The 22,059-nt window shown below is 64.5% G+C and carries 20 protein-coding genes; 9 read left to right on the top strand and 11 right to left on the bottom strand.

The features are described 5' to 3' along the window. Positions 1-21 precede the first annotated feature (21 nt). The 8 genes from recJ (at position 22) to THL1_RS22985 (ending at position 8,285) form a co-directional block, all read left to right on the top strand. The gene (gene recJ / locus THL1_RS23020) at positions 22-1,737 is read left to right on the top strand and encodes a single-stranded-DNA-specific exonuclease RecJ (RefSeq protein WP_069085397.1); all 1,716 of its coding nucleotides are present in this window, start codon (positions 22-24) and stop codon (positions 1,735-1,737) included. 379 nt (positions 1,738-2,116) lie between these two features. Further along, the gene (locus tag THL1_RS23015; RefSeq protein ID WP_069085396.1) at positions 2,117-2,539 is read left to right on the top strand and encodes a YciI family protein; all 423 of its coding nucleotides are present in this window, start codon (positions 2,117-2,119) and stop codon (positions 2,537-2,539) included. 29 nt (positions 2,540-2,568) lie between these two features. Then, the gene (locus THL1_RS23010) at positions 2,569-2,982 is read left to right on the top strand and encodes a VOC family protein (protein WP_069085395.1); all 414 of its coding nucleotides are present in this window, start codon (positions 2,569-2,571) and stop codon (positions 2,980-2,982) included. Positions 2,983-3,071: 89 nt separating this feature from the next. Further along, entirely contained in the window at positions 3,072-4,778 is a 1,707-nt protein-coding gene (locus THL1_RS23005; protein WP_069085394.1) for a SulP family inorganic anion transporter, read from the top strand. A 37-nt stretch (positions 4,779-4,815) separates the two neighbouring features. Continuing rightward, on the top strand, positions 4,816-5,253 hold the full coding sequence (locus THL1_RS23000; protein ID WP_069085393.1) for a nucleoside deaminase: 438 nt from the start codon (positions 4,816-4,818) through the stop codon (positions 5,251-5,253). Between the two features lie 233 nt (positions 5,254-5,486). Next, positions 5,487-6,590 (top strand): AI-2E family transporter, encoded by a 1,104-nt coding sequence (locus THL1_RS22995; RefSeq protein WP_069085392.1) that lies wholly within the window; start codon positions 5,487-5,489, stop codon positions 6,588-6,590. A 209-nt stretch (positions 6,591-6,799) separates the two neighbouring features. Beyond that, complete coding sequence (locus THL1_RS22990; protein WP_069086613.1) at positions 6,800-7,240, top strand: potassium channel family protein; 441 nt, start codon at positions 6,800-6,802, stop codon at positions 7,238-7,240. Positions 7,241-7,292: 52 nt separating this feature from the next. Next, positions 7,293-8,285 (top strand): cysteine synthase A, encoded by a 993-nt coding sequence (locus THL1_RS22985; protein WP_069085391.1) that lies wholly within the window; start codon positions 7,293-7,295, stop codon positions 8,283-8,285. A gap of 84 nt (positions 8,286-8,369) precedes the next feature. Here the strand turns inward: THL1_RS22985 and THL1_RS22980 are convergent, their stop codons facing one another. The 8 genes from THL1_RS22980 to THL1_RS22945 form a co-directional block, all read right to left on the bottom strand. Beyond that, positions 8,370-8,846: an ester cyclase gene (locus THL1_RS22980; RefSeq protein ID WP_069085390.1), complete on the bottom strand. Its 477-nt coding sequence runs from the start codon at positions 8,844-8,846 to the stop codon at positions 8,370-8,372. Between the two features lie 289 nt (positions 8,847-9,135). Beyond that, on the bottom strand, positions 9,136-10,560 hold the full coding sequence (locus THL1_RS22975) for a gamma-aminobutyraldehyde dehydrogenase (protein WP_069085389.1): 1,425 nt from the start codon (positions 10,558-10,560) through the stop codon (positions 9,136-9,138). A gap of 170 nt (positions 10,561-10,730) precedes the next feature. After that, positions 10,731-11,537, bottom strand: coding sequence for an ABC transporter permease (locus tag THL1_RS22970; RefSeq protein ID WP_069085388.1), 807 nt, complete (start codon positions 11,535-11,537; stop codon positions 10,731-10,733). After that, the gene (locus THL1_RS22965) at positions 11,527-12,477 is read right to left on the bottom strand and encodes an ABC transporter permease (protein ID WP_069085387.1); all 951 of its coding nucleotides are present in this window, start codon (positions 12,475-12,477) and stop codon (positions 11,527-11,529) included. The genes THL1_RS22970 and THL1_RS22965 overlap by 11 nt, the downstream gene beginning before the upstream one ends. 1 nt (position 12,478) lies before the next feature. After that, positions 12,479-13,504 (bottom strand): ABC transporter ATP-binding protein, encoded by a 1,026-nt coding sequence (locus tag THL1_RS22960; RefSeq protein ID WP_069085386.1) that lies wholly within the window; start codon positions 13,502-13,504, stop codon positions 12,479-12,481. 146 nt (positions 13,505-13,650) lie between these two features. After that, positions 13,651-14,802 carry a putative ABC transporter substrate-binding protein YdcS gene (gene ydcS, locus THL1_RS22955; RefSeq protein ID WP_069085385.1) on the bottom strand — a complete coding sequence of 384 codons (1,152 nt, stop codon included), beginning with the start codon at positions 14,800-14,802 and terminating at the stop codon, positions 13,651-13,653. Positions 14,803-14,877: 75 nt separating this feature from the next. Beyond that, positions 14,878-16,383: a gamma-aminobutyraldehyde dehydrogenase gene (locus THL1_RS22950; protein WP_177343849.1), complete on the bottom strand. Its 1,506-nt coding sequence runs from the start codon at positions 16,381-16,383 to the stop codon at positions 14,878-14,880. A 105-nt stretch (positions 16,384-16,488) separates the two neighbouring features. Continuing rightward, complete coding sequence (locus THL1_RS22945) at positions 16,489-17,400, bottom strand: LysR family transcriptional regulator (RefSeq protein ID WP_069085384.1); 912 nt, start codon at positions 17,398-17,400, stop codon at positions 16,489-16,491. 204 nt (positions 17,401-17,604) lie between these two features. Here THL1_RS22945 and THL1_RS22940 point away from each other — a divergent pair, with 204 nt between their 5' ends. Next, positions 17,605-18,309: a tellurite resistance TerB family protein gene (locus THL1_RS22940; protein WP_069085383.1), complete on the top strand. Its 705-nt coding sequence runs from the start codon at positions 17,605-17,607 to the stop codon at positions 18,307-18,309. Between the two features lie 68 nt (positions 18,310-18,377). Here the strand turns inward: THL1_RS22940 and THL1_RS22935 are convergent, their stop codons facing one another. The 3 genes from THL1_RS22935 to THL1_RS22925 form a co-directional block, all read right to left on the bottom strand. Beyond that, complete coding sequence (locus THL1_RS22935; RefSeq protein WP_083245995.1) at positions 18,378-19,100, bottom strand: hypothetical protein; 723 nt, start codon at positions 19,098-19,100, stop codon at positions 18,378-18,380. A 339-nt stretch (positions 19,101-19,439) separates the two neighbouring features. Continuing rightward, the gene (locus tag THL1_RS22930) at positions 19,440-20,876 is read right to left on the bottom strand and encodes an ArnT family glycosyltransferase (RefSeq protein ID WP_069085382.1); all 1,437 of its coding nucleotides are present in this window, start codon (positions 20,874-20,876) and stop codon (positions 19,440-19,442) included. A gap of 86 nt (positions 20,877-20,962) precedes the next feature. Next, complete coding sequence (locus THL1_RS22925; RefSeq protein ID WP_335721003.1) at positions 20,963-21,694, bottom strand: hypothetical protein; 732 nt, start codon at positions 21,692-21,694, stop codon at positions 20,963-20,965. Positions 21,695-22,059: the final 365 nt, after the last annotated feature.

Raw genomic sequence — 22,059 nt, 5'->3', positions numbered from 1 at the left:
GATTCAAAGATTGGACCTTTCATGCGTATCGAACACCGCGCCCTGCCCGACGTCATGCCTGACCTGGGCGACCTGCCGCCCTTGTTGGCCCGTCTTTATGCCTCCCGTGGCGTCCAGTCCGCGGCGGAACTGGACAAGAGCCTGGCGCGGCTGATCCCCTACCAGCGGCTCAAGGGCATCGAGGGCGCCGTGGCGCTGCTGGTGGAGGCCCTGGAAAAGCGCCAGCGCATCCTCTATGTCGGCGACTTCGACGCCGACGGCGCCACCGCTAGCACGGTCGGCGTGCTTGGCCTGCGCATGCTCGGCGCCTTCCACGTCGACTACCTGGTCCCCAACCGCTTCGAGTACGGCTACGGCCTGACTCCGGAGATCGTCGCCGTCGCCCTGGAGCGCAAGCCGGACCTGCTGGTGACTGTGGATAACGGCATCTCCAGCGTCGAAGGCGTGGACGCGGCCAAGGCCGCCGGACTCAAGGTGCTGGTCACCGACCACCACTTGCCGGGGCCGGAGCTGCCGGCGGCGGATGCCATCGTCAACCCCAACCAGCCCGGTTGCGACTTCCCCAGCAAGTCCCTGGCCGGTGTCGGCGTGATCTTTTACGTCCTGCTGGCCCTGCGTGCGCGCCTGCGCGAGCTGGACTGGTTCGCCCGCGCCAGCCTCAAGGAGCCGAACCTGGGCGAACTGCTGGACCTGGTGGCCCTGGGTAGCGTGGCCGACGTGGTGCCCCTGGACGCCAACAACCGCATCCTCGTGCACCAGGGCCTGGCCCGCATCCGCGCAGGCCGTGCTCGTCCCGGCCTCAAGGCGATCCTCGAAGTCGCCGGACGTCCGGCAGGACGCATCACCTCCACCGACCTCGGCTTCATCCTCGGTCCGCGCCTCAACGCTGCCGGCCGCCTGGACGACATGAGCCTGGGTATCGAATGCCTGCTCTGCGAAGACGAAGCCCTGGCCCGCGACATGGCCGTGCAGCTGGACCAGCTCAACCAGGACCGCAAGGCCATCGAGCAGGGCATGCAGCGCGAGGCATTGGCCCAGCTGAAGAACCTGCCCATCGAGGACATGCCCTTCGGCCTCTGCGTCTTCGAGCCGGACTGGCACCAGGGTGTAATCGGCATCCTCGCTTCGCGTCTCAAAGAGCGTTACCACCGCCCGACCATCGCCTTCGCCGACGCCGGTGACGGCCTGCTCAAGGGCTCCGCCCGTTCGGTGCCGGGTTTCCATATCCGCGATGCGCTGGACGCCGTCGCCGCGCGCCATCCGGGGCTGATCAGCAAATTCGGTGGCCACGCCATGGCAGCCGGCTTGTCCCTGCCTGTGGAAAACTTTGGCGCCTTCGCCGCCGCCTTCGACTTCGAAACCCGCCGCCAGCTCTCCGAAGACGACCTCACCGGCCGCCTGCTTTCCGACGGCCAACTGAGCATCGAGGAATTCCACCTGGAACTGGCCCGTGCGCTGCGCCTGGCCGGCCCCTGGGGCCAGCATTTCCCAGAGCCGCTGTTCCACGGCGTGTTCCAGATCGTCCAGCAGCGCCTGGTCGGGGAGCGCCACCTGAAGCTGGTGCTGAAAAGCGAATGCGGCGCGGTGCAACTGGACGGTATCGCCTTCAACATCGACCGCGAGCAATGGCCCAATGCCAGCGTCCGCTGGGCCGAACTGGCCTACAAGCTGGACGTCAACGAATACCGCGGCCAGGAAAGCGTGCAACTGATGGTCGCTCACATCGCCCCGCGCTGAAGACCCTCTGCAACAATTCCGCTTGGCTTTCGGAAGGGGTGGGCTTCCCGCCCCATTCCCCTCGCTCAACGGGTAGGGTGCGCTGCGCGCACCGGCATTTTGCCGCTGTGGCGGGGCTGCCTTCTGAATCGGTGCGCATGGTGCCCCCTACGGTGGGCTAAGTGCCTGCGGCCGTCCTGGCGATTGAAATCGCCGCCACTCGTTCACCCGTCACCCCATCCGCGCAAACCTCCGATCCGGGTCTACGCTGATTCAGTCCTGCGCACCTGAAAAATTTTGGGCCTGTTGTCGATCTCGTCGTTTCCCCTTCGACTAACAAGCACAGTCAGCAGGCAAGGGCCGCAGGCTGGCGTTCATGCCACTCAACAGGAGAACAACAATGCGCTTCATGGTGATTGTCAAAGCAACCAGGGAATCGGAAGCCGGCATCATGCCGAGCACGGAACTGCTCACGGCCATGGGCCAGTACAACGAGGAGCTGGTCAACGCCGGCATCCTGCTCGCCGGTGAGGGCCTGCACCCCAGCGCCAAAGGCGCGCGCGTGGCGTTCAAGGGCAAGGACCGCACCGTCATCGACGGCCCCTTCGCCGAAACCAAGGAACTGATCGCCGGTTTCTGGCTGTTCAAGGTCAATTCCCTGGAAGAGTGCATCGAGTGGGTCAAGCGTTGCCCCAACCCCATGCTTTCCGATTCCGAAATCGAAATCCGCCAGGTCTTCGAGGCCGAGGACTTCGGTGCGGAGTTCACCTCCGAATTGCGCGAGCAGGAACAGCGCGTATTCGAGAAAGCCCGGCAGCAGTGACCGCCCTCCACCACGGACAGGAGACCTTCATGAAAATCGATCCCTACCTCACGTTCGACGGCCAGTGCGGCCCGGCCTTCCAGTTCTATGCCAAGGTGCTCAACGGCACCCTGGAGGCCTTTCTCACCTTCGCCGAAAGTCCGGCCTGCGATGATGTGCCGGAGGACTTCCGCGACAAGATCATGCACGCCCGCCTGGCCGTAGGTGACCAGGTGATCATGGGCTCGGACTGCCCGCCCCAGGCGCCGTTCGAGGGCATCAGCGGCATCTGCATCTCGATCAACGTCGACCGGATCAATGAAGCCGAACGGGTGTTCAATGCCCTGGCCGAGGGCGGCCAGGTGCAGATGCCGCTGGCGCAAACCTTCTGGGCCGCGCGCTTCGGCATGCTGATGGACCAGTTCGGGGTGCCCTGGATGATCAACTGCGAGAAGGATCAGTAACCCGCGAGGCCTGCGTGCGCTGCCAAGAGAGCGGGGCGTTCCCGGCAGTGTCGTCCTAAGCTTCTGAGGTCGAACCCTGGACGACTCCGATGCACCCCATCTCTTGGCTGCGTGCCCGCGCCAGCCGCTTCCACTACCGCCGCGAATGGCTGCGCACCGACATCGCCGCCGGCCTGTCGGTGGCTGCGGTGCAGATTCCCACCGCCATCGCCTATGCGCAGATCATCGGTTTTCCCGCCCAGGTCGGGCTCTATGCCTGCATCCTGCCGATGTTGATCTACGCGCTGGTGGGAGGCTCCCGGCAGTTGATGGTCGGCCCCGATGCCGCCACTGCGGCCATGGTGGCGGCGGCCATCACGCCGCTGGCGGCGGGCGATCCGCAGCGGTTGGTGCACCTGTCGATGATCGTTGCCGTGATGGTCGGCATGCTGTCCATCCTCGCTGGCTTCATCCGTGCCGGCTTCATTGCCAGCTTCCTGTCGAGGCCGATCCTGGTGGGGTATCTGAACGGCATCGGCCTCAGCCTGCTGGCCGGGCAACTGGGCAAGCTGCTGGGCTACCAGAGCGAGACCAGCGGTTTCATCGCCGGGCTGTTGGCGATGATCCGCAACCTGGCCAGCACCCATTTGCCGACCCTGGCCCTGGGTGCTGCAACCCTGCTGCTGATGATCGTCCTGCCCCGGCGCTGGCCACAGCTGCCGGTCTCGCTGGTTGCCATCGTGCTGGCTTCGGTGGCGGCCGCCTGGCTCGGGCTCGACCGCCACGGCGTGGCATTGTTGGGCGCCGTCCCGGCCGGGTTGCCTGAGCTGGGCTGGCCTCGCGCCAGCTATCAGGAGCTGCTCAGCCTGCTGCGCGATGCCACCGGTATCACCATCGTCAGCTTCTGCAGTGCCATGCTCACCGCCCGCAGCTTCGCCGCCCGTCACGGTTACGCCATCGACGCCAACCACGAATTCATCGCCCTGGGCCTGGCCAACGTCGGCGCCGGGGTATCCCAGTCGTTCGTCATCAGCGGTGCGGACTCGCGCACGGCGGTGAACGACCTGGTGGGCGGCAAGACGCAGATGGTTAGCGTGGTGGTGGCACTGGTGATTGTCGCGGTGCTGGTGTTTCTTCATGGGCCGCTGGCCTGGGTCCCGATTGCCGCCTTGGGGGCGGTGCTGATGCTGGCCGGCTGGGGGTTGATCGACATCCATGCACTCAAGGCGTTCTGGCGCCTGAGCCGCTTCGAGTGCGGCCTGTGCCTGCTGACCACGGTGGGTGTGCTGGGCGTCGGCGTGCTGCCCGGCATCTTCGTCGCTATCGCCCTGGCCCTGCTGCGCCTGCTGTACCTCACCTACCGCCCCAGCGATGCGGTGCTTGGCTGGTTGGCGGACGTGGACGGCCAGGTGGAGCTCGGGCGTTATCCACAGGCCTCAACGCTGCCGGGGCTGCTGATCTACCGTTTCGACGCGCCGTTGCTGTTCTTCAATGCCGATTACTTCAAGCAGCGTCTACTCCATCAGGTCGAGCAGATGGATCATCCCCGCGCGGTGCTGCTCAATGCTGAAACCATGATCAACCTCGACCTCACCGGTCTCGCCACCCTGCGCGAGGTACAGCAGAGCCTTGCCGCCCGAGGCGTCTACTTCGGTTTCGCCCGGCTCTTCGGCCCGGCGTTCGACCTGCTGCAACGCTCTGGCGAGCTGGGTGAGCTGAAGCCGCCGCTGGTGTTCAGTTCGGTGCGGGCGGGAATCAACGCCTACCAGATCTGGCTGGCGAAGCAGGCCTTGCAGGAGCAGCCACCTGTCGCGTAAACCGTTCACGCTACCCACAGGAAAACAAGGAACGACCATGGACCCCTTCATGCAAGCCGCCATCGAAGAAGCCCGTCAGGGCCTGGCCGAGGGCGGGATTCCCATCGGCTCGGTGATTGTCCACAAGGACCGCATTATCGGTCGCGGCCACAACCGTCGCGTCCAGGAAGACAGCGCCATCAAGCACGGCGAGATGGACGCCTTCGAGAACGCCGGCCGCCAGCCCGCCAGCGTCTACCGCGAGGCGGTGCTCTACACCACGCTGTCGCCCTGTTCCATGTGCAGCGGCGCCATCCTGCTCTATGGCATTTCCAGGGTGGTGATCGGCGAGAACCGTACCTTCCTTGGCGAAGAGGAACTGCTGCGTTCGCGCGGCGTGCAACTGGAGGTCTTGCAGGACGCTGAATGCGTGAAGCTGATGGAAGACTTCATCAAGGCCCGGCCGGAGTTGTGGAACGAAGACATCGGCGAGTGAACGGCTCGCGAGTGCCGCATATGGCCTCGCTGGGAAGGGCAGGCCGTCTGTCGCGCAGCGACTATGCTGGTAACCGACAGCATCGGTAGTGCGACGTCGACGCCATGTCCTTCCCCGCTTGATGCGGATATCAGCTCCTGGATTGCGGTAGACATGACCATCAGCGTCACGGGTGTGGTTTGGCCGGATAATCGTTTGGTCTGGCTTGCGCTATTGAGCAAAAGGAGATTTCGATGCTACCGACTACCGCTTCGGAACGGATGCTGTCTCGCGGCCTGCTCGATGTCCTGATACGCGCAGGGCTCATCACCATCCTGGCCATCTCCTGCTACCAGGTGTTCTATCCGTTCCTCAACCTGATGCTCTGGGCGCTGATCCTGGCGGTCACCTTCTACCCGCTGCACGGCATGCTCAAGAACCGGCTGGGCCTGCGCGATGGGTATGTGGCGACCCTGATCGTGCTGGTATCGGTGGGGCTGTTGATGGTGCCGGTCTACTTGCTGGGCGTGTCGATGGCCGAGTCCGTGCAAGGGGCGCTTGAGCTGATCAAGGGGGGCGAGTGGCATATCCCGGCGCCTAACGAATCAATCGCCGGCTGGCCCCTGATCGGCCAGCCGCTGTACGACTTCTGGCAGCAGGCCTCTGCCGACCTTACCAGTCTGCTCAAGACGCTCATGCCGCACCTGCGCGGAGTGGGACTCACCCTGCTCGGTAAACTGGCCGGCGTGGGGGCGGGCTTCCTGCTGTTCATTGCTGCGCTGATCGTGGCCGGCCTTCTGATGGCCTATGGCGCCAACGGCACTCGCAGCGCCGTGCAGATCGCCACGCGCATTTCCGGACCGGACCGGGGCCCGCAGATCGCTCAGCTCTGCACGGCCACCATCCGTGCCGTGGCCCAGGGCGTGGTCGGTATCGCTTTCATCCAGATGCTGCTGGTCGGCGTCGGCTTCGTGGTCATGGGCATCCCGGGCGCCGGTCTACTGGCGCTCGTGGTGCTGCTGCTCGGCATCATGCAACTGCCCGTGCTGCTGATCACGATTCCGGTCATCGGTTTCGTCCTCGCCACCGAGGGCGCCACCGTAGGTGCCATCATTTTCTCCATCTACATCTTCGTCGCCGGCATGTCCGATAACATCCTCAAACCCATGCTGCTGGGGCGTGGCGTCAACGTACCGATGCCGGTGGTGCTGATTGGTGCCCTGGGTGGGATGGTCACCAGCGGCATCATCGGGCTGTTCATCGGCCCGGTCATACTGGCCGTCGGCTACATGCTGTTCTGGCACTGGGTGGAAGACCAGCCGAAGGACACGACTGCGGACGATGAGACGACGGCCTGATCAAGAACGACGTGCGCGTGCAGGACGCCCGCTTGCAGCAGCTGATAGAGCCTACCGCGACCGGCTACGCCCGGCGCAGCGCTTCCCGGTGATAGTGAAATACGCCCCCGGTGAGGTGGACCAGCTGCGTGGCCTGCGCGGCGGTTTACCTGATCGACCGCCGACGCTTCCGCTGGCAGCGCCGTGACGCCCTTTTAGAGGTGGCTTCCATGCTGATCAATCTGCTGGTCGGAATTCCTGTGATGGTGCTTTGCCTGGTCATGCAGGCCTTGTTCGTGGCCTTCAGCCTGAAGCCGTACGTCCGCTATGCGAGGGGCGGAAGCGTTCACCTGTCCGCCTGGCGCGTCACGCTGCTGTTGTCGGTCGTGATGCTGGTGATGTTGCTGGGCAATTTCGTCCAGATGGGCGTCTGGGGGGCGCTGTTCCTGATGCTGGGGGAGTTCGACAGCTTCGCCACGGCGCTTTACCACTCGGGAGTGAACTTCGCCACGCTGGGCTACGGCGATATCGTCATGACTGAGCAGTGGCGGCTGCTGGGGCCGCTGGAAGCCGCCAACGGCATCCTGATGTTCGGGGTTTCCACGGCGGCCATGACGGCAGCCGTCTCGGATGTCATCAAGCACCAGTTCGAGCTGGATCGGTCCCGCTAGCGCGCAGCTAGACTGAAACTGTTCGTCCCCATGCACCGGCAGGAGGTGAGGCATGGCGATTCGCGAAGGTTTCATTGGCAGCGTCGGCAACACGCCCCTTCTGCGCCTCGACAGCCTCTGCGCCGAGACCGGCTGCGACATCCTGGCCAAGGCCGAATTCCTCAACCCCGGTGGCTCGGTCAAGGACCGCGCCGCCCGCTTCATCCTCGAAGACGCTGAACGCCAGGGCATGCTGTACCCCGGCGGCACGGTGGTGGAGGGCACCGCCGGCAATACCGGCATCGGCCTGGCGCATATCTGCGCGGCACGGGGCTACCGTTGCATCATCGTGATTCCCGACAACCAGTCCCCGGAAAAGCTCGACCTGCTCCGCACCCTGGGCGCCGAAGTGCGCCCGGTGCCGCCCAAGCCCTACAAGGACCCGGACAACTACCAGAAGATCGCCGGGCGCCTGGCCACCGAGCTGCCCGGTGCCATCTGGGCCAACCAGTTCGACAACACCGCCAACCGCCAGGCCCACTTCGAAACCACCGGCCCGGAACTCTGGGCCGATACCGACGGCCGGCTGGATGCCTTCGTGTGCGCCACGGGCACTGGCGGCACCCTGGCCGGCGTGGCGCGCTACCTCAAGCAGCGTGACCCTAGCATCCGCATCGTCCTGGCCGACCCCATGGGCAGCGCCCTGTACAACTGGGTCAAGCGCGGCGAGCTGATGGCCGAGGGCAGTTCCATCACCGAAGGCATCGGCACCACGCGCATCACCGCCAACCTCGAAGGCACGCCGATAGACGATGCCGTGCAGGTGGACGACCCGGCCTGCGTGGCCATGGTCTATCACCTGCTGCGGGAGGAGGGGTTGTTCGTCGGCGGTTCTTCCGGCATCAACCTTGCCGCCGCCGTGCAGGTGGCTCGCCAATTGGGGCCGGGACACCGGGTAGTGACGCTGCTCTGTGATCGGGGCGGGTTGTATGCCGGACGCTTGTTCAATCCGGACTGGCTGAGAGAGAAGGGGCTGGCGGAAGCGGCAGGTATCGCCTGCGGGTAGGGTGTGCCGTGCGCACCGATAGCGCCCACGGCGGTTCTTGGCGCGCACGGCGCACCCTACGAAAGCCCCCCTAGGGGGAGGGCCTTACCAGCCGAGCTGCTTGTTGAAACCGAGGGCATCGTAGTAGTCGCCCTGGTAGGTGATCTTGCCGTTCTTGACGCGGATGAAGCTCACCCCTTCGAACTTGAGCGGCTTGTTGGTGGCCGGGGTTTCGGCACTCCAGGCACCGCTGTTGGTGCCGGCGAACTCCCACTGGAAGGCGATGCCATCGGCGCTGACGATGGGCTCGCTGGTCATCTTCCATTTCAGGTCCGGCACGGCGCCGACGAAGACCTTGATCACGTTGTCGCGAGCGGCCGCCCGACCCTTCTGTGGCGTGCCGACGGTGGCGTCGAAGTACTCTGCGTCCTCGGCCAGGAAGCTGGCGGCCTTGTCGGCGTCGTGGGCATTCCAGGCAGCCATGTAGCCGTCGACTATCGCCTTGGCATCGTCGGCCGCCTGGGCCATTCCGGCCATGGCGCAAAACAGGATGAAGCTGAAATTACGCAAGGTATTACGCATTGCTCGTTCTCCTGGTGGTTTGTGCGGGTACAACCTGTGGGGCTTCAACCCCTGTAGGAGCGACTTCAGTCGCGAAGGGCAGCGCAGCTGCCCCCGACTATTGCGGCCGGACCAGTCGGCCCGGATCGCGAATGAATTCGCCCCCACAAAACGCTTACGGGCACGAATCCGGGCGTCGCTCACGCCGCACGGGCTAGGCGAGAAGGGCGGAGAACGCGGAATGTACTGTTGTACATGAGCATTTCGACGCTCTTCTCAACAACGCCCGGGCAAGCGAGCGGCGGCCGGATCAGTGCTTGAACATCACATGGCGAATGGCGGTGTAGTCCTCCAACCCATACATGGACATGTCCTTGCCGTAGCCGGAGTGCTTGACGCCGCCGTGGGGCATTTCGCTGACCAGCATGAAATGAGTGTTGACCCAGGTGCAGCCATACTGCAGGCGCGCGGACAGGCGGTGGGCGCGGCCGACGTCCGAGGTCCAGAGGGAGGAGGCCAGGCCGTAGTCGGAATCGTTGGCCCACGCCAGCACCTGTTCCTCATCGTCGAACGCGGTGACCGAAACCACCGGGCCGAACACTTCGCGGCGGACGATCTCGTCGTCCTGGCGGGCGCCGGCGAGTACGGTCGGCTGGAAGAAGAAGCCCGGGCCGTCGACACGGGCACCGCCGGTGACCACGGTGATGTGCGGCACGGCGCTGGCGCGCTGGACGAAGCCTTCGACGCGCTCCAGGTGCTGTTCGGTGATCAGCGGGCCGAGCTCGGTGGCCGGGTCGTCCTGCAGACCGGTCTTGAGGCTGCCGACGGCCTCGCCGAGCTTGGCCACGAAGCGCTCGTAGATGCCTTTCTGCGCGTAGATGCGGCAGGCGGCGGTGCAGTCCTGGCCGGCGTTGTAGAAGCCGAAGGTGCGGATGCCTTCCACGGCGGCGTCGATGTCGGCGTCGTCGAAGATAATCACCGGGGCCTTGCCGCCCAGTTCCATGTGCATGCGTTTCACGCTGTCGGCGGTGCCGGCGATGATCCGTGAGCCGGTGGCGACCGAGCCGGTGAGGGAGACCATGCGCACCTTCGGGTGGGTGGTCAGCGGCTCGCCGACGCTCGGGCCGCGGCCGAAGACCAGGTTCACCACGCCGGCGGGGAAGATCTCATTGATGAATTCGGCGAGCTTCAGGGCGGTCAGCGGGGTCTGCTCGGAGGGTTTCAGCACCACGGTGTTGCCGGCGGCGAGCGCCGGGCCGAGTTTCCAGGCGGCCATCATCAGCGGGTAGTTCCACGGCGCGATGGAGGCGACCACGCCCACCGGGTCGCGGCGGATCATCGAGGTGTGGCCGGGCAGGTATTCGCCGGCGGCGGAGCCGTTCATGCAGCGGCTGGCACCGGCGAAGAAGCGGAACACGTCGGCAACGGCTGGCAGTTCGTCGTTCAGCGCAGCGGTGAAGGGCTTGCCGCAGTTCTGCGATTCCAGGCGCGCCAGTTCTTCGGCGTGGGCATCGATGCGGTCGGCGAGTTTCAGCAGCAGGGTGGCGCGGTCCTTGGGCGAAGTCTGCGACCAGGCCGGGAAGGCGGCGTCGGCGGCGCGCACGGCGGCATCGACCTGGGCCGGGCTGGCCTCGGCGATTTCCATCAGGGCGCTGCCCAGGGATGGGTTGAGCACGGCGAGGCCGGGGCCTTCACCGGCGACGAGCTGGCCGTTGATCAGGAGTTTGGTTTGCATGGGCGCTTCCTCGCGTTTGTTCCCTCTCCCTTCAGGGGCGACCGGCTAGGAGAGGGCTAGGGAGAGGGTTACTGGGTTCGGGTACACGGCGGTGCTTGGACTGAGCTTGGTTGCCCTCTCCCCCGGCCCCTCTCCCTGAAGAGGAGAGGGGAGCAGTCCGAGAGAATCCTTTACTTCCCGCTACCCGCCACGCTCTCGCCACCCTTGGTCAGGTAGTAAGCGGCGAGGATGGGCAGCATGGTCACCAGCATGACCAGCATGGCCACCACGTTGGTTACCGGGACGTCGCGCGGGCGGCTGAGCTGGTTGAGCAGCCAGATCGGCAGCGTGCGTTCGTGGCCGGCGGTGAAGGTGGTGACGATGATCTCATCGAACGACAGCGCGAACGCCAGCATGCCACCCGCCAGCAGGGCCGAGCCCAGGTTCGGCAGGATGATGTGGCGGAAGGTCTGCCAGCCGTCCGCGCCCAGGTCCATCGAGGCTTCGATGAGGCTGTGGGAGGTGCGGCGGAAGCGCGCGATCACGTTGTTGTGGACGATCACCACGCAGAAGGTGGCGTGACCGATGACGATGGTCAGCAGGCCCGGCTCGATGCCCAGTCCCTTGAATGCCGAGAGCAAGGCGATGCCGGTGATGATGCCGGGCAGGGCGATGGGCAGGATCAGCATCAGCGAGATGCCTTCCTTGCCGAAGAAGCTTCGACGGTACAGCGCGGCCGCAGCCAGGGTGCCGAGCACCACGGCGATCAGCGTGGCGATTGTGGCCACCTGAGCCGACAGCTTGATCGCTTCCAGCACGTCGGCGCGGCCGAAGGCGACGCTGAACCAGTGCAGGGTGAAGCCCTGCGGCGGGAAGCTGAAGGCGGCGTCTTCGGTGTTGAAGGCGTACAGGAAGATGATCAGGATCGGGATGTGCAGGAACGCCAGCCCGCCCCAGGCGGCGGCCTTGAGACCCCATGAAGCTTTCTCAGAGTGCATCGAAGGCCCCCAGACGTTTGACGATGGACAGGTACACGGCGATCAGCACGATCGGCACCAGAGTGAAGGCGGCGGCCATGGGCATGTTGCCGATGGCGCCCTGTTGGGCGTAGACCATGCTGCCGATGAAGTAGCCGGGCGGGCCCACCAGCTGCGGCACGATGAAGTCGCCCAGGGTCAGGCTGAAGGTGAAGATCGAACCGGCGGCGATGCCCGGTACCGACAGCGGCAGGATCACCTGCATGAAGGTCTGGCGCGGGTGCGCGCCGAGGTCGGCCGAGGCCTGCAACAGCGACGGCGGCAGGCGTTCCAGGGAGGCCTGGATCGGCAGGATCATGAACGGCAGCCAGATGTACACGAACACCAGGAAGCGCCCCAGGTGCGAGGTGGACAGGGTGCTGCCGCCGACGCCGGGTACGCCCAGCAGCAGTTCCAGCAGCGGCTCCAGGTGCAGCGCCTGGACGAACCACATCACCACGCCGCCCTTGGCCAGCAGCAGGGTCCAGGCGTAGGCCTTGACGATGTAGCTGGCCCACATGGGCATCATCACGGCGATGTAGAAGAACGCCTTGGTCTTGCCCGTGGTGTAGCGCGCCATGTAGTAGGCGATGGGGAAGGCCAGGGCGGCACTGGCGATGGACACGGCGATGGCCATGCTCAGCGTGCGCAGGATGATGTCGAAGTTGGCGGCCTGGAACAGCGCGCCGAAGTTGACCAGGGTCAGGTCCGTCGACACCGTCATGGTGAAGTCGTCGAAGGTGTAGAAACCCTGCCAGAGCAGCGTCAGCAGCGAGCCGAGGTAGATGGCGCCGAACCACAGCAGTGGCGGTACCAGCAGCAGCGAGAGGTACAGGGTCGGACGGCGATAGAGCAGGCCCGAGAACCTGCGCATCAGGCCATTGGCGGCGCGTGGCCGCTCGGCGTTGAGGGTCAGTTCCATGTCACGCACCCTCGGTCAGCTGGACCATGGCATCGCGCGCCCAGCGGGCGGTGACCACCTGGCCCTGCTGGTGCAGCGGTGCGGTGTCCTGCCACTGGCTGTTGGCCAGGCTGACACAGAGGTTCTGGCCGTTATCCAGGCGGATTTCGTAGCGGGTGGCGGCACCCTGGTACTGGATGTCGTGGAGCAGGCCGCTGATTTCCACTTCGTGGCTGCCGACCTCGCCCTGGGCGAAGCGGATGTGCTCGGGACGGATGGAGAAGGGTTTTTCGGCGCCGGAGAGTTGGCGGGCCAGGTCGCCGCGCAGCACGTTGGAGGTGCCGACGAACTCGGCGACGAAGGGCGTGGCCGGTTTCATGTAGAGGTTGCGCGGGGTGTCCACCTGCTCGATGCGACCCTTGTTGAACACGGCCACGCGGTCGGACATGGACAGCGCTTCACCCTGATCGTGGGTGACGAAGATGAAGGTGATGCCGAGCTGGCGCTGCAGCTTCTTCAGCTCGCTCTGCATCTGCTCGCGCAGCTTGAGGTCCAGTGCGCCGAGAGGTTCGTCCAGCAGCAGCACGCGGGGGCGGTTGACCAGGGCACGGGCCAGGGCCACGCGCTGGCGCTGGCCACCGGAAAGCTGCGCCGGCTTGCGGTCGCCGTAGCCGGCCAGGGCGACCATGCCCAGTGCTTCCTCGGCACGGGCCAGACGCTCGGCCTTTGCCACGCCCTTCACCTTGAGGCCGTAGGCGACGTTGTCGCGCACATTCATGTGGGGGAACAGGGCGTAGTCCTGGAATACGGTGTTCACATCGCGCTCGTAGGGCGGCAGGCCGGCGGCTTCTTCGCCGTGGATGCGGATGGAACCGGAGCTGGGCTGCTCGAAGCCGGCGATCAGGCGCAGGCAGGTGGTCTTGCCCGAGCCCGAAGGGCCGAGCATCGAGAAGAACTCGCCGTCCTTGATATCGATGGATACCCGGTCGACGGCCTTGACCTCGCCGAACTGGCGGGAAACCTGAGTGAACTGGACAGCAAGAGTCATGGTGAGGGGCTCCGGTGACGCGAAAAAGGCATGACTTGGGCGGAGCCTCGCAACGGAAGCCCTGCTGGGAATATCGGGTGGCACGGCCAAGCTCCCTCTCCCGGAGGGAGAGGGGAGACTTCACGGGAGAGATTGGCGTTGAGGGATTACCTTCCGCCCATGATCGCGATGTAGTCCTGGGTCCAGCGGCTATAGGGGACGTACTTGCCGCCCTCAGCCTGCGGGGTTTTCCAGAAGGCTATCTTGTCAAACTGGTCATAGCCGTTGGTGGCGCAACCCTCGGCGCCGAGCAGGGCGCTGGCCTTGCAGCCGGCGGGAACGGCGGGCAGGGCGCCGAACCAAGCGGAAACGTCGCCCTGGACCTTGGGCTCCAGCGACCAGTTCATCCACTTGTAGGCACAGCTCGGGTGCTTGGCCTCGACGTGCAGCATGGTGGTGTCGGCCCAGCCGGTGACCCCTTCTTTCGGGAACACGGTGGCAACCGGTTGGCCTTCGGCTTTCAGGGTGTTGGCCATGTAGCCCCAGGTGCTGGAGGCGGCCACGCCTTCGTTCTTGAAGTCACTCATCTGCACCGTCGCGTCGTGCCAGTAGCGGTGTACCAGCCCATGCTGCTGGCGCAGAAGGTCGAGTACGGCGGTGTATTGCGCTTCGGTCAGCTGGTACGGGTCCTGGATGCCCAGTTCCGGCTTGGCGGATTTCAGGTAGAGGGCGGCGTCGGCGATGTAGATCGGGCCGTCGTAGGCCTGCACGCGGCCCTTGTTGGCCTTGCCGTCGGCCAGGTTCTGGGGCTCGAACACAGCGCTCCAGCTGTCCGGCGCCTGGGTAAAGGCCTTGGTGTTGTACATCAGCAGGTTCGGGCCCCACTGGTAGGGGGTGCCGTATTGCTGCCCCTGGACGGTGAACCAGGGCGCGTCCTTCAGGCGCGGGTCGAGGTTCTTCAGGTTGGGGATCAGTTCCGGGTTGATCGGCTGCACGCGCTTGCCGTAGATCAAGCGCAGGGACGCATCTCCAGAGGCGGTGACCAGGTCGTAGCCACCCTTGGCCATCAGGCTGACCATTTCGTCGGAGGTGGCGGCGGTCTTCACATTGACCTTGCAACCGGTGTCCTGCTCGAACTGGGTGACCCAGTCGTAGTTCTTGTCCGACTCGCCGCGTTCGATGTATCCGGGCCAGGCGATGATGTCGAGCTGGCCCTCGCCGGCGCCGACTTGTTTCAGGGCTTCGGCGGCCTGCAGGCTGGTGCTGGCCAGAACGGCGGTGGCCACTGCGCTGAGCAGGGCGGTTTTGCGCACGGACATGTTGTTCCCTCTTTTTCGTTATTGGTCGGGGCAGTTGAAGCAGGTACAGCCGGCCTTCAGGGCCTTTTATCTCTCTTAGAAATCATTCCCGTGGCGGGCCATGATGTGTCGCACCACGCTGTAGTCCTGGAGCGAATCACTGGACAGGTCCTTGCCGTAGCCGGAGCGCTTGAGCCCGCCGTGGGGCATCTCGCTGGCCAGCATGAAATGGGTGTTGATCCAGGTGCAGCCGTACTGCAGGCGCGCGGCCACCTGCATGGCCTTGTCCAGGTTCTGGGTCCAGACGGAGGAGGCCAGGCCGTATTCGGAGTCGTTGGCCCAGTCCACGGCCTGGGCCAAGTCGTCGAAGCGGGTGACGGTGACCACCGGGCCGAAGACTTCGCGCTGGACGATCTCGTCCTGCTGCTTGCAGCCGGCCAGCAGGGTGGGCTGGTAGTAGAAGCCCGCGCCGGAGTGCACGGCGGCGCCGGTGACCCGCTCGATGTGAGGCTGGCCCAGGGCGCGCTCGACGAAGCTGGCCACGCGGTCGCGCTGGCGTGAGCTGATCAGCGGGCCGATTTCATTGTCCTGGTCGCGCTTGCGGGCGAAGCGCAGGCCGGCCACGGCTTCGCCCAGTTCGCTCACCAGGCGGTCGTGGATGCCGGCCTGGGCGTAGATGCGGCAGGCGGCGGTGCAGTCCTGGCCGGCGTTGTAGTAGCCATGGGTGCGCACGCCCTGGACCACGGCATCGATATCGGCATCGTTGCAGACGATCACCGGCGCCTTGCCGCCCAGTTCCAGGTGGGTGCGCTTCAGGGTGCGGGCGGCGCTCTGGAGGATTTTCTGGCCGGTGACGATATCGCCAGTCAGCGACACCATGCGCACCCGTGGATGGCCAACCAGTTGGCTGCCGACGCTGTCGCCGCCGCCGCAGAGAATGTTGATCACCCCCGGTGGGAGGATTTCGGCCAGGGCCGGCACCAGCGCCAGGATGGACAGCGGGGTGTGTTCGGAGGGCTTGAAGATCAGCGTGTTGCCGGCGGCCAGGGCCGGGGCGATCTTCCAGGCCGCCATCATCAGCGGGTAGTTCCAGGGCGCGATGGAGGCCACCACGCCTACCGGGTCACGGCGCACCAGGCTGGTGTGGCCCGGAATGTATTCGCCGGCGAGCTGGCCTTGCTGGCATCGCACGGCGCCCGCGAAGAAGCGGAAGACATCGGCGGTGGCCGGGATGTCGTCCTGGCGCGCCAGGTGCAGCGGCTTGCCGCAGTTCAGGGCTTCGAGGCGGGAGAGGTGGTCAGCACGCTTTTCGATGGCGTCGGCGATGGCCAGCAGCGCGGCGGCGCGTTGCGCGGGGGTGGTACGCGACCAGCTGGTAAAGGCGCGGTGGGCGGCGGCGACGGCAGCTTCCACCTGCTCGATGGAAGCTTCGGCGATGGCCACCAGGACCTCCCCGCTGGCGGGGTTGATGATCGGTTCGGCTAACCCTTCGCCGATGAGGAGCTGGCCGTCGAGCAGCAGTTCGGTGTGCAGGGTCGGGGTGCTGGCGGCGCCGGTCATCTTGCTGGCTCGTTTCTTCTCGGTTTTTTGTTCTTCAGTCATCCCGGTGCTCCCTGGGTGGGCCCGGCATGGCTCTGCTTATGAGGTCGAGAGACTAGAGGCCGGGCTTGAGGTCGACAAATTCTAAATATTGAAAGCGGCGTTCGATTAAATCGAAAGCTTGCGGCTGTTCGGCTGTTCGCGCGCCACGGTGAGGAACGGGTCCACCAGTGCCGGGCGCGCTGTGCCACGGCGCCAGGCCAGGCCCACGTCCAGTGGGGCGCCCAGGTCCACCAGCGGGCGGGCTTCGATGATGTCGCCCTCCAGCGACCAGGGGCGGTAGGTCATGTCGGGCTGGATCGACAGTCCGAGGCCTGCCGCTACGAGGCTTCGGACCGCTTCCACCGAGGCGGTACGCAGGGTGACCTGGGGCGTCAGTCCGGCGCGGGACCAGATGCGCTGGGTGTGCAGGCCCATCTCGTCGGCGTTGAGCTGGATCAGCGGCTCGCCGGCCACGTCCGCCAGGGCGATGCTGTCGCGCTCCAGCAAGGGGTGCTGGGCCGGCAGCCAGAGGCGGTGGGGCGAGTGGGTGAGCACTTCGGTCTGCAGGGCATGGCGGTCTTCCAGGTTGGAGAGGATTAGCACGCCCACGTCGATCTCGCCGCTGACCAGCAGGTGCTCGATGTAGGGGCGCTCGTCCTCGACCACACGGGTTTTCACGTTGGGGTAGGCGCGCTGGAAACGGGTGATGAGGTCGGCCAGGTAGTAACCGGCCACCAGGCTGGTCACGCCGATGGTGAGGCTGCCGGCCACCTGGTCGGTGCTCTGTTGCAGGCTGCGCTTGGCGTTCTCCACCGTGGCCAGGATCAGGTGCGCCTGGCGCAGGAACTGGTGGCCCTGGTGGGTCAGCGACATGCCCTTGGCGTGGCGGTTGAACAGGTTGACGCCGATTTCCTCCTCCAGCTGCTGGATGGCCAGGGTCAGGGTGGATTGGGAAATGAACACCGCCTGGGCGGCGGCGGAGATGGAACCGGTCTCGGCGACGGCGATGAAATGGCGGATCTGGCGGAGGGTCATCATGGGCGTGATTCGCGTCTGGATGGCTGCCGGAGATTAGGGTTTATCGAAATTTGAACGAACGTTTCGCTTTTTTAGATGGTTGCGTGGAAATTCGCCACCCTGCGGACCCGCAGCAATATCTCGAAGCACTCTGTGAACTGCTGTTAGGAGTCCCTCCGGCTAGAGTCGGTCGATCTGTGAATTCGGACTGACCTGGAGGTTTCCATGAACACCCGCGGACTGCTCGACCAACTGCTCAAATCCGGCCAAGACCTCCTGCAACAGAAAACCGCCGGCAAATCCGGCGGTTTTTCGGGCGGGAAGTCCGGCTCCGGCGACCTCGGCAGCCTGCTCAAGGGCGCCGGTGGCGGGGCGCTTGCGGCGGGCGCACTCGGCCTTTTGCTGGGCAACAAGAGCGCCCGCAAGCTGGGCGGCAAGGCGCTGACCTATGGCGGCCTGGCCGCACTGGGCGTTCTGGCCTACAAGGCCTATGGCAACTGGCAGGCCCAGCAGGCCGGTGCGCCGCAAAGCGAACCACAAACCCTCGATCGCCTGCCTGCGCCCCAGGCCGAGCTGCACAGCCAGGCCATCCTCAAGGCGCTGGTGGCGGCGGCCAAGGCCGATGGCCATGTGGATGCCCGTGAGCGTCAGCTGATAGAGGAGGAGTTGGCCAAACTGACCCAGGACGCTGACGTGCGCCGCTGGCTGGACGCCGAACTGAACAAGCCGCTCGACCCGGAGGAGGTGGCCCGCGCCGCCGCGACCCCGGAAATGGCCGCCGAGATGTACCTGGTCAGTGTGCTGATGGTGGACGAGGAGCACTTCATGGAACGCGCCTACCTGGAAGAGCTGGCGCGCCAGTTACGGCTCGACCCGGGGCTCAAGGCGGAGCTGGAGCGGCAGGTTCGGCAGGAGCTGGCGTTGTCGTAGGAACGGAATGGAGCCTGGCGGGGAACAGGTCGGGAAGGGCAGGGGCGGGGATTCGTGTCACCCGCTCGCTATTGCCGGAAACTGTGGGTGGGAAAGCGGCGCCCATCGAGTTCGGACAATAGGTCGCTCCAGTCCGAGGCATTCAAGATGCCGACCATCTCGGGTTCCATCTGCGGGTCGGCAAGTTTCAGGAACAACGATGCGCCGTACTTTGGTGTTCGATAGGAGGGGAGTTCAAGACTCTCTTCCAATCGATTCATGCACTCGCTATGGGTAACGAGAATCAGGTTCCTATGCGCTCTTTTCTGCTGCGCGATCTGGTTGCGAAAACCTTCCTTGCAGTCGAATAGCCAGTCCAGTCTGGGGACGTCCGCGTTGAACATGTAAGCCGATGTCTGCACCGCCCTCGTCAATGAGCTGGAGTAGATGTCTGTCTCCTCCAGCCCCATCGACTTGAAATCACTGCCAAGTCGCTGGGCGACTTCGACAGCCCTTTCCGTTATGCCGTTTGCGTCGTTCAGGCAGGGGGCATCGGAGTGATCGCAGCGTTCGACGTGGCGTACGAGCACCACGACGTTGCCCTGCTTCCAGTGCTTGAGCAGGATTTCACTGCTTTCGCTGCCGGCACGCGCCAAGTCGGGAATGCTTCGCTCATGGAGGATTTCCTGTGCGGCGAGTGCGGTGGCGTAGATCGAAGCTGCGAACAGGAGTAGCTCATACCTTTTCTGACTGATTGATCGAAGGATGTTTACGCGCTTTTCAGGCAAGGATGTGAGGCTCAATTTGACCACGTCGCGGCTTTTTCAATTGAGGCAAGGCATCAGGTAGTGGTGCTGTAGAAACAATCGATACAGCGCCGATCCGAGTCTGCTGCAGCATCCCTGCGCTGGCAGGGAGCGTTTGAGCAGATAGTGGGCCTGAGAACATGAAAAAAGCGTCATGGTTGCATTGCAAACGTGTTAAGCCGGGGCCGCTTGCGCCTGAATCCCTGCCGCCCATCGCGAGTAAACGTCCACGTTCGTAGAGCGTGGACTTGCTTTTGACCCCCCACGCCGATCCATCGTGCTGGGTGTGCCGATCAGCCCCGGGAAGCATCGTCCGATGCGCTGGCGGCGAGGGCGCTAGGGCCGTCAATGGATGCGGGGTAGCTCGTTGTGGCACGTTTCCCCCAGTCCAATCAGCCAGGCTTCCTTGCGGTGCTTCAGGAAGGGCTCGAAGTGCTGGGTGACGCATTTCTCCAGAGGCAGCAGGGATGGCGGTATGGGGCCGTCGACAAAGAGCTGGCCATCTTTCCCTGCATCCGACCGGATGGCATCCGCCGTCAGCGCCTTGACCGTGCGGCCCGCGTAGTACACCAGGCGCATATCCGGCTCGCCGAGGCTGTACAGGGGGGGCTTCGGATTGGCGCTGGTCGCGTGGCTGATCTCGGGCAGGGCCTGGACCCGATAGGCGAAGACCCTGGGCTCCAGAAACATGAAGAAAGCAACGAAGCAAAACAGCATGAAGGGGGGCAGCCAGACCATGGCGCGGCGTTTCCAGCCCTGCCAGGCACCGAGCAATTCCACCCAGTGGAAGGCCAGCAGCAGCGCAACGGCCGGGTAGATCGGCAAGAGGTATTTGGCGTGCTTGTCGCTGAACAGGGAAAAGATGATCAGCGGAACGAGGACGACGCAGCTCATCAGTTTCAGCTGACTATTGGCTCCGGTGCTTCGCCAGAGCTGTCGAGGGCGTACGAGAAGGAGCAGCCAGAAGGGGAAGAAGTCACCCGCCAGATAACCGAGGTAGGCGTACCAGACTTCGCCATTGTTGCCACTGACCTTGCTGACGATGTCCTGCTGGAAAATCGACTCCCAGATACCCACGCCTTCCTGCAGGGTCACGGCGACATACCAGGATGCACCGATCGAAAGCGCGATCAGCCAGCCCAGGCCGTCGCAGAGGAGCGCCTTTGTGCGTGCATGGGGTTGGATCAAGGCAAACGCGAGAATCGGCACGGTTACCAGAAGCAGGCTGACCGGGCCTTTGGTCAACAGGCTGCAGCCAAGCAGGGCGTAGCTGAGAATGGCCCAGCGGCGGCGGCCGTCGTGAAACAGGTAGAACCATGCGGCGAGCAATGACAGGAAGCAAAAGGCGGTCAGGGTCATTTCTATTTCAGCCCGCCTGGCAAAGAGGCTGAATCCCGCGTTTGCTCCCAGGAACAGGCTTGCGAAGATGCCGACGCTTCTGCCACCGAGCCTGGTGCCGGCGACATAAACGCCGGCAATCACGGCGAGTGCGAAAAGCGCCGAGGGCAGGCGCATGGCCCACTCGGAAACGCCCGCTGAAAGATGTACCGGGAGCAGCGCCAGCCAATAGAAGAGAGGAGGCTTGGCCAGGTAAAGATCCCCATTCATATGGGGGGTCAACCAGTTGCCGGCCTCATACATCTCACGAACGGTCACCGCCCGCCGGGCTTCATTGACGCTCAGGAAAGGAATGTCTCCATTTCCCCACAGACACAAAAGCAGCAACAAGGCGAGCAGCGCCAGGCCCCAGAGCCCGCGTTCCAGTTCTGTCTTGATTGGCATGGAAAGCTCCCTTTACGCGATTGCCGGATGATTGAGGTTCATTGCCTTTATGAGGCGTCCGCTCCCTGAGCGCATGCCGCCTGCGTTCAGGTCGCCAGGCCTGTCCCGCCCGGACGACGTTCCTTCCAGCCCAGATAGCCCACCAGCGCCACGATGATCACGGCAAAGACTTCGCTGGTGCCCACCGTGCCGAGGCCTAGTCCCCCCTTGCGCACGGAGTGCGAAAGCCAGTCACCAACGGAAGCACCGAACGGCCGCGTCAGGACGTAGGCGATCCAGAACGTCGCGACCCCATTCAGGCGGAACACGAAGTGTGCGGCGGCCACCAGGCCGATGCAGAGGGCAAAGATCAATGCCGAGACGGCGTAGCCCAGGCGCAGCTCCTCCGACAACAGGTCGCCAGCGGCGGTGCCGAGGGCAAAGGTCATGAGAATTGCCGACCAGTAGAAGTACTCGCGACTTCCACGGAAGATGCTGCGGATCGACAAGGTCCCTTCGCGGGAATGCCATACCTTGAAGGTCAGCACCAGCAGCACGGCGAAGACGGTCGTGGTGGTCGTCAAGGCAACCCCATAGGTGTCGACCAGGCTATCGGTAATCAGGGTGCCGAAAATGCTCATCTGCACCACCGCCAACCAGTAGATCCGGGGGATATAACGTTCGGAACGCAGTTGCAGCAGCATCACTACAACCAGTATCGCGCCCATGATCAACGAGGTCAGCGGCAAGCCAAAGTGCAGCTTGAAGATCAGGAAGTCGGCGCCGGTTTCGCCCACGGTGGTCGACAGGATCTTGATGATCCAGAAAACCAGAGTCACGAGTGGGACCTTGTTCTGGAGTGCGTCTGTCTTTGCCATGTTGGAATCGAGCATGCGTCTGCCCCTGCAGCCTCTTGGATGGAAATTGCCGGTGACGGCCTATTGGCCGCAGCGTGGCTTGATCGTGAACGTACGCGAGACATCGATTAGCCCGATGACGGTGCATGACGGACTCCGTTGGCTATTGCGAATGAGTGCGAGCCTAAGCAGGTAGATGTAAAAGCACCGTCAGACGTTCGTTAAGATTTCGTTGCCCGGGGCGGGCGGCATCAGAACGTATTGGTTGCGCCGCTGCGCGGCCCTTTGATGAATGGATTGGCGCCCGGTGCTGGAAGTTTGCTGGGACAGCCCTGCTTCGCGAGTGA

The sequence above is a fragment of the Pseudomonas sp. TCU-HL1 genome (assembly GCF_001708505.1).
Classification (GTDB): domain Bacteria; phylum Pseudomonadota; class Gammaproteobacteria; order Pseudomonadales; family Pseudomonadaceae; genus Metapseudomonas.
The sequence above is the reverse complement of the archived record's forward strand: the minus strand, read 5'-3'. Positions and strand labels throughout refer to the sequence as shown.